Source organism: Sedimentibacter sp., from assembly GCF_033447055.1.
Classification (GTDB): domain Bacteria; phylum Bacillota; class Clostridia; order Tissierellales; family Sedimentibacteraceae; genus Sedimentibacter.
Genome location: NZ_JAWQJF010000024.1, coordinates 1 through 8,264 on the forward strand (window position 1 = coordinate 1; position 8,264 = coordinate 8,264).

Consider the following 8,264-nt stretch of genomic DNA (forward strand, 5'->3'; position numbering starts at 1 on the left):
AAAATGTCAAAAGCAATGTACGAATATGAGCTCCATCAACATCCGCATCTGTTAATATAATTATTTTGTGGTATCTCAATTTTGAAATGTCAAAATCCTCTCCGATTCCGCATCCAAAAGCAGTTATCATATTTTTTATTTCTTCTGAATTCAATATTCTGTCTATTCTTGATTTTTCAACATTTAATATTTTTCCACGAAGAGGTAAAATAGCTTGTGTCCTTCTGTCTCTTCCTTCTTTTGCGCTACCTCCTGCAGAATTACCTTCAACTATACAAATTTCACATAATTTTGGATCCTTTTCTGAACAGTCAGCTAATTTTCCAGGAAGAGCCATACCTTCAAGCGCACCTTTTCTTCTGACTAAATCTCTTGCTTTTCTTGCTGCATCTCTTGCTCTTGCTGATCTTAAAGATTTTTCTACTATTGCTTTTGCTGTTTTAGGATTTTCTTCGCAATAACCGCTTAAAGCTTCACCTGTTATATTGTCTACAATTCCTCTAACTTCACTGTTTCCCAATTTTGTCTTTGTTTGACCTTCAAATTGAGGATTTGGAATTTTAATAGAAAGAATTGCTGTTATTCCTTCTCTAATATCTTCACCTGTAATCGCCACATCATTTTCTTTTAAGATATTGTATTTTTTTGCATAATCATTGATAACACGAGTAAGGGCTGTTTTAAAACCAACTAAATGGCTTCCACCTTCTATAGTGTTAATATTATTGACAAAGGAAAATATATTTTCATTGTAGGAATCAGTATACTGCATTGAAATTTCAACAACTACTTTATCTTTCTTTCCTTCAGTATAAATTATATCTTCATGAAGTGGCTCTTTTTTACTGTTTAAATATTGTACAAATTGCTTTATACCACCTTCAAAATGAAATTCATCTTTTATACCATCTCTTTTATCTTCCAGAGAAATTTTTATACCCTTGTTTAAAAATGCAAGTTCTCGCATACGATGCTTCAATATGGTATAATTAAATTGAATTGTTTCAAATATTGATGAATCAGGCAAAAAAGTGATGGTAGTTCCTGTATCTTCAGTATTTCCAATAAATTCAACTTCTGTTTTTGAAATACCTCTTTCAAATCTTTGTCTGTATCTTTTCCCATTCCAGTTTACTTCAGCAATTAAATAATCTGAAAGAGCATTTACACAAGAAACTCCAACACCGTGAAGTCCCCCTGAAACTTTATAAGCATCATTATCGAATTTTCCGCCTGCATGAAGAACTGTCAAAACTGTTTCTAATGTTGATTTTCCAGTCTTTTTATTTTTTTCAATAGGAATACCCCTACCATTGTCTACAACAACCACTGAATTATCTTCGTTAATAATAACCTTTATAGTATCACAGTATCCAGCCAATGCCTCATCTATACTATTATCAACAACTTCATAAACTAATTGATGTAATCCTCTCTCTCCGGTAGAGCCAATATACATGCCAGGTCTTTTTCTTACTGGTTCCAAACCTTCCAGTACTTGAATCTGATCCGCACCATAATGAATATTAATTTTATCTGCCATTTATTTAAACTCCTCTAATTTGTAATATTGCTAATTTTTCCTTTGTCTATATAAAAAATATTTTTATTATAATTTTTAGTCAATACATTTAAATCATAATCATCTGTCGTAGTAATAACAGTTTGAATTCCCTTTATATAATTTATCAAATAACCTTTTCTTTTATTATCAAGTTCAGACATTACATCATCTAATAATAAAATTGGATATTCTCCAATTTCTTCTTTTATAATTTCTATTTCTGCCAACTTTAAAGAAAGAATTGCAGAACGCTGCTGTCCCTGTGAACCAAAATATTTACATTCTTTTCCGTCAATCTTAATTATAATGTCATCCTTATGAGGACCATACAATGTTGTACCTCTTAGAACTTCTTGTTTAAAATTCATACTAATTTTTTCATTAAACATTTTTTTTATTCTGTCATTGTCCTTATTATCCAAACTACCTATATTACAGCAATAACTTAAGTCCAATTTTTCTTTATTTCCAGATATATCTTTATAAATATCAACAGAATATTTTTTTAATTTATTGATATAATCATTCCTAAAAAGTATAATTTCAAAACCAGTATTAATTAAATAATCATTCCAAATATTTATGATATCCTTATTTTCAGCTTTTGTATAGTAATTTTTTAAAATAATATTTCTTTCAGTAATAATTTTTTTATATCTATTGAGCAAATATTTGTATTTTGGCTTTATTTGTGAAATATCTATATTGACAAATTTTCTTCTTTCAATAGGACTTCCTTTAATGATTTTCATATCATCAGGAGTAAAAATAACGTTGTTTAAAATGCCTATCATTTCTGCTGTTTTATCTAGTTTTATTCCATTTACCAATACTTGTTTTCTTTTACCTTTTTCCAAAAATAGTTCAATTTTTATATTATAATTATTTTTAACCATAGAAATTTCAATACAACTTTTATTTTCTTTAAAATTAATCAACTCATTTTCACTGTTTAATCTAAAAGTTCTACCTATAGAAGAAAGATAAATAGATTCCATAAGATTTGTTTTTCCTTGTCCGTTATCACCAATAAAAATATTCAAGGAATTGTTCAAATCAATTGTCTCTTCTTTAAAATTTCTAAAATTTTTTATTTTTAATTTATTTACTATCATTTTTCCTCTTTTGAAATGATATAATTTTCATTATTAAATTCTACAATATCTCCTTCTCTGAGTTTTTTTCCTCTTTGAAAAGCGACCTCACCGTTAACTTTTACAAGGCCATCTAAAATAACATTTTTTGCCATTCCTCCGCCTTCTACAGCATTAACAAACTTTAACAATTGATCAAGCTTTATAAATTCTGTGCTGATATATATTTTTTCCATTTTGAACTCCTTTATATTATATCATACATATTACATTCTGAACGCTCTGAACGCAGTGAAGAATCTCATCTTTTATCAATAAGATCCTTCGCTTCGCTCAGGATTAGCGACCAACACCAAATTTTAAAAACCGAAAATTTGGGTCGTCTGCTAACTTATTCTAACTGGCAATACCATGTATATATAATCATCCTTTTTTTCTTGTGTTATAAAACAAGGATTATTTTTACCAATTAAATTTAACGTAATTTTATCATTTTCAATTACCTTTAAGAAATCCAACAAATATTTAGAATTAAACCCAATCTTAATATCTTCTCCATTTTTTTCCACAAATATATTTTCTTCAACATTTCCATATTCAGAAGCAGAGTTTATTTGCATATTGTTTTCTTTTATATCTAAAATAATTAAATTATTTTTATCATCTTTGGCTAGCAAAGAAGCTCTTTCAACACTTTCCCTTATTTTTGTCGTTTCAGTTTTTACGACCGTAATATAGTTATCTTTTAATATTCCTTCAAAATCAATGAATTTTCCATCAAGTAAATTGGATGTTATAATTGTACTTTCTATTTTAAATGAAATATGGCTGTCAGATATTACTATTTCAGTATTTCCTTTGTTTTCTTCTAATATTCTTAATATTTCCAGCAATGTTTTTGCTGGAACTACTACTGATACTTCTCCATCATATTCAATTTTTTCTTTTTTTAATGCCATTCTATATCCGTCCAAAGCTACAAAAGTACATAAATTATCTTTTATTTCTATTAAGCAGCCTGTAAATATTGGTTTTAAATTTTCTTGTGCAGCTGCAAAGTAAGTATATTTAATTAAATTTTTTAGAGATTCTGATTTAATATTGAAAGAAATTCCTTTATTGTCAAAAGTGTTGTCAGGATATTCAGCTGCAGAATTTCCAAGTATGTTTATTTCAGAATTTATGCACTTAATTTCTATTTTGTTATTTTCCATGGTTTCAATATTTACAAAGGAATTAGAAGGAAGTTTTCTTACAAAATCTCCAATTAATCTGGATTGAACTACTATTGAACCTTCTTCTTCAATGTGACATGTAGCATATGTTTTTATTCCTAAATCTAAATCTGTTGCAGTCATTATAAGCATGTTATCTTTGGCTTCTATGAGTATGCCAGATAAAATTGGAAGAGGTGTTCTTAATGAAACAGCTTTTTGTACAATATTAATGCTTTTATTCAATTCATTTTGGTTTATTTGTATTTTCATTTTGTGCTCCTTTAAAATTATTGTTAATAATTAAAATTGAAAAATTCTAATAGAAATATATAAAATAATTATTAGTAATATTAGTAGGGTTGTTAATTTGTTTAAAACTATAAATAACACTGATTTTTAAATGATTTTTAAAATTATATCTGTGGATGAATTATTTTTTTAAAAAAGTAACAGAATTAAAAAAAATAATTTATAAACAGCTTTAAACAGTTTATTAACATATTTTTAATTATTTAGCATCGAAATTAAATCTTCAATATTTTTCTTAACTTCCTGACTGTTTTCCATATCATCCATAACTTTGTTACATGCATGAAGGACTGTTGAATGATCCCTGTCTCCAAATTCTTCTCCTAATTTTGGAAGAGAATAATCAGTAAGATTTCTGGCAATGTACATGGCAATTTGTCTTGGATATGCAATATTTTTAGTTTTCTTTTTTGAAATAAGATCTTCAAGAGAAATATTGTAGTAGTTAGCTACTACTTCTTTTATATCTGTAATAGTAATTTTTTTATTATTCGATATCAAATGTTTTAACGCTTCTTGTGCCAGTTCAAGAGAAACTTCCTTTTTGTTAGTAAGAGAAGCATAAGCATATATACGAATTAAAGCACCTTCAAGTTTTCTGATATTTGATTGTATATGTTGAGCTATATATGTTATTACTTCATCAGGTACATTGTAATTTTCAGCTTCTGCTTTTTTTCTTAAGATTGCAATACGAGTTTCATAATCAGGTGGCTGTATGTCTGCTATTAACCCCCATTCAAAACGGGATCTTAGCCTGTCTTCCAGCGTTGGAATTTCGCTTGGAGGATTGTCGCTTGAAACAATAATTTGTTTGTTTGCCTCATGTAAAGCATTAAATGTATGAAAAAATTCTTCTTGTGTACTTTCTTTTCCGGCAATAAACTGAATATCATCCACTAAAAGTACATCTGCTTTCCTATAAGTGTTTCTGAATTCTTCATTTTTTCCGTCTTTAATAGAATTAATCAAGTCATTTGTGAATTTTTCAGAAGTTACATACAACACGTATGCATCAGGATTATTGTCAAGAATGTAATGACCAATGGCGTGCATTAAATGTGTTTTTCCAAGACCTACGCCTCCATATAAAAATAATGGATTATAAGCAGTTGACGGAGCTTCTGCAACAGCCAGCGAAGCGGCATGGGCAAATCTATTGCTGTTTCCTATAACAAAGTTGTCAAACCTATATTTTGGATTTAATTTTCGGTCAGTATTAATTGCATCAGTTTCTTCAGATGAACCGTTAGAAATATTCTTTTTTAAATCATCTTTATCTATACTTTCTCCGGAAACAGTAAATATTAATTCAGTTTCTTTTTTTAATACATAAGTAAATGCATTTTTAAGAAAATTATAATGTCTCTTTTTTAAAGTATTTTTCAAAAATTCGTCTGCTGTTTCTAAATAGATGGTGTTATTTTTATAAGCTACTATCTTAAGGGGTTTAAACCAAGTGTTAAAACTTACTTGATTTGTATCTTCCTTAACTATTTCCAGGACTTCGTTCCAAAGTTCTTCAAAGTTCATATTATTCCTCCAGATGTTGATAAAAAAATTAACATTTTGTTGATTATAGTTTAAAATTTATGTTAAATTTTATGATGTACACAATTGTTTATAAAAAATGTAAACAATTGATAAAATTGAATAATCAGTATTTTTTATAATCTGCGAACAAGTTGTCCATAGTTAATACCACTTTTGAAAAGTTATCCACAGATACATACCATACTATCATTTTTTATCCACAATTTCAATTTAATTTTAATTATTTCAAAAAATAATTGCAATATTCTGAAAAATGTAGTATATTACAGTAGCTATAATATTTTTATATGTTGACATAAATATTTTAAAATATTATAATCTAAAAATATGAAAATATAAGATATTTATATAGATATCTGTTATACAAGGAGGTGTTTCTAATGAAAAGAACTTATCAACCAAAAAGAAGACAAAGAAGCAGCGAACATGGATTTATTAAGAGAATGAGCACAAAATCCGGAAGAAATGTTTTGAAGAGAAGAAGGGCAAAAGGTAGAAAAAAATTGTCAGCATAAGGCCGCATATGTGGCCTTTTATTCCATTTTGGAATGTAAGGAAATAAAATGATAATAATAAAAAATAACAAAGAGTATAAGTCTGTTTATGATTGTAAAAATTCAATTTCTGATTATAATCTTGTTTTGTTTATAAAAAAGAACAATTATGGTTATAACAGATTTGGATTTACTGCTGCAAAAAAAATAAAAAAAGCAGTTTCAAGAAATATAATTAGAAGAAGACTCAAGGAAATAGTTAGATTAAATGAGTATAATTTAAAAGAAAGTTATGATCTTATTTTTATGGCCAAAGTTAATGCAACAGAATCAGATTACAAAAGTCTGGAAAAATCATATATGAAATTAATTAAAAGAAAAAACTTATATAAGGGTGATTAAAATAAGTAAATTGTTAATTTTTATTATACGCATATACCAAAAATTTTCTTCAAGCAGTGGTGTAAGACATTGTCGGTTTTACCCTACGTGTTCACAATATTTTGTTGAAGCATTACAAAAATACGGTTTCATAAAAGGCTCATACTTAGGTATACGCAGAATACTAAGATGTCATCCTTTCCATCCCGGAGGGTATGATCCTTTGAAATAATACGGAGGATAAGAAATGAATTTAGATTTTATAGCAAAACCGATGGGTATGCTTGTTAAATTGTTATATAATATGGTATCTATTTTAGATACTAAATATCTTTCTGCTTACGCGATATCAATTATTTTATCAACAATAATTTTCAAGTTGATAGTTTTACCATTGACATTGAAGCAGACAAAGTCTATGAAAATGATGCAGGAATTAAATCCACAAATAAAAGAACTTCAAGAAAAATATGGAAAAGATCCGCAAACATTGCAAAGAAAACAAATGGAGCTGTATAAAGAAACAAATTACAGCCCTTTTGCAGGATGTTTGCCGATGTTAATACAATTTCCTATTCTTATATCATTCTTTTATGTTATACAGCAACCTGTTAAATATATTTTCCAAGATCAGGCTTTTTTCGATACAATTAATAAATCTTTTTTATGGATTAAAGATTTAGGATTTGCAGAAAACACAATTTGGTTCTTTAAAGATAACAATTGGGTATTATTAACAAAAGAATTAATACAAGAATTTAGTTTAGGTGGTACTTTCCCATTAACAGATATAATTGCTAAAATTAATGCAACTAAAGTTATGGTAAACGGTTTATCTATTGGAACGTCTTTTCTGTTTTTAGGAGCAGCAATTCCTATACTTGCCATAATAACAGGACTTACAACATATTTGACAACTAAAATGACATCGTCTAACCAGATGGTAGGAAATGAACAAGCAATGGCAACTCAAAAATCAATGAACACGATTATGCCTATTATGATATTTGTAATGTCAATACAGTTTCCTGCAGGATTAGGTTTATACTGGGTAGTTTCTAATATATTTCAGTTAATACAACAATATATTGTTATGAATTCGTCCAAAAATCCAAAGGAGGAATTAAAATAGATGAAAAGTATAACTATAGAAAAATTTACTGTTGATGAAGCAATAATTGCAGCATTAGAAGAACTTCGTGCTGAAAAAGAAGAAGTCGAAATTGAAATTATTAATGAGCCGTCAAAAGGTTTTTTTGGCTTGATAGGAAGCAAAGATGCAAAAGTAAAAGTTTCGGTTACCAATGGTCCGGAAGAAAGAACAAAGAAATTTTTGGATATTTTGCTTAAGAAAATGGATATTGAAGCTGATTATAAAGTAGATTTTTCCGACAATATTTTAAAAGTTGATATAGTTAAAATTGGAGAAGACGACAAAGGTATAATAATAGGAAAAAGAGGAAAAAATTTAGATGAAATTCAATTTCTTTTAAATTTGATTGTAAATAAACGCAGAAATAATTATGTAAGAGTTATATTTAACGTAGAAGACTACAGAACAAAACGAGAAGAAACTTTAAAGAAACTAGCAGAAAAAATGGCGGAAAAGTGTAGGTACTATAAGCACAAAGTAAGACTTGAGCCAATGAAT

Annotated in this window: 10 protein-coding genes; 5 read left to right on the forward strand and 5 right to left on the reverse strand. The window is 27.8% G+C overall.

Going from position 1 to position 8,264, the window contains the following annotated elements; all coding sequences use genetic code 11:
- The 5 genes from SA378_RS01560 to dnaA form a co-directional block, all read right to left on the reverse strand.
- Positions 1–1,543, reverse strand: a 1,543-nt coding sequence (locus tag SA378_RS01560) for a DNA gyrase subunit B (RefSeq protein ID WP_318524238.1), incomplete at its 3' end; no start/stop codon positions are given.
- Between the two features lie 14 nt (positions 1,544–1,557).
- A complete protein-coding gene (gene recF, locus SA378_RS01565; protein ID WP_318524239.1) occupies positions 1,558–2,679 on the reverse strand; it encodes a DNA replication/repair protein RecF in 1,122 nt (373 codons plus the stop codon).
- Positions 2,676–2,894: an RNA-binding S4 domain-containing protein gene (locus SA378_RS01570; RefSeq protein ID WP_318524240.1), complete on the reverse strand. Its 219-nt coding sequence runs from the start codon at positions 2,892–2,894 to the stop codon at positions 2,676–2,678. The genes recF and SA378_RS01570 overlap by 4 nt, the downstream gene beginning before the upstream one ends.
- A 150-nt stretch (positions 2,895–3,044) precedes the next feature.
- On the reverse strand, positions 3,045–4,145 hold the full coding sequence (gene dnaN, locus SA378_RS01575) for a DNA polymerase III subunit beta (RefSeq protein WP_318524241.1): 1,101 nt from the start codon (positions 4,143–4,145) through the stop codon (positions 3,045–3,047).
- Positions 4,146–4,379: 234 nt separating this feature from the next.
- On the reverse strand, positions 4,380–5,717 hold the full coding sequence (gene dnaA, locus SA378_RS01580; RefSeq protein ID WP_318524242.1) for a chromosomal replication initiator protein DnaA: 1,338 nt from the start codon (positions 5,715–5,717) through the stop codon (positions 4,380–4,382).
- Between the two features lie 401 nt (positions 5,718–6,118).
- Here dnaA and rpmH point away from each other — a divergent pair, with 401 nt between their 5' ends.
- The 5 genes from rpmH to jag all read left to right on the forward strand — a co-directional run.
- The gene (gene rpmH, locus SA378_RS01585; protein ID WP_019228796.1) at positions 6,119–6,253 is read left to right on the forward strand and encodes a 50S ribosomal protein L34; all 135 of its coding nucleotides are present in this window, start codon (positions 6,119–6,121) and stop codon (positions 6,251–6,253) included.
- A 48-nt stretch (positions 6,254–6,301) separates the two neighbouring features.
- Positions 6,302–6,634 (forward strand): ribonuclease P protein component, encoded by a 333-nt coding sequence (gene rnpA / locus SA378_RS01590; protein WP_318524243.1) that lies wholly within the window; start codon positions 6,302–6,304, stop codon positions 6,632–6,634.
- Between the two features lies 1 nt (position 6,635).
- Positions 6,636–6,845: a membrane protein insertion efficiency factor YidD gene (yidD, locus tag SA378_RS01595; protein ID WP_318524246.1), complete on the forward strand. Its 210-nt coding sequence runs from the start codon at positions 6,636–6,638 to the stop codon at positions 6,843–6,845.
- A 15-nt stretch (positions 6,846–6,860) separates the two neighbouring features.
- Positions 6,861–7,745: a YidC/Oxa1 family membrane protein insertase gene (locus tag SA378_RS01600; RefSeq protein WP_318524244.1), complete on the forward strand. Its 885-nt coding sequence runs from the start codon at positions 6,861–6,863 to the stop codon at positions 7,743–7,745.
- On the forward strand, positions 7,746–8,264 hold a 519-nt coding region (gene jag / locus SA378_RS01605; protein ID WP_318524245.1), incomplete at its 3' end, for an RNA-binding cell elongation regulator Jag/EloR.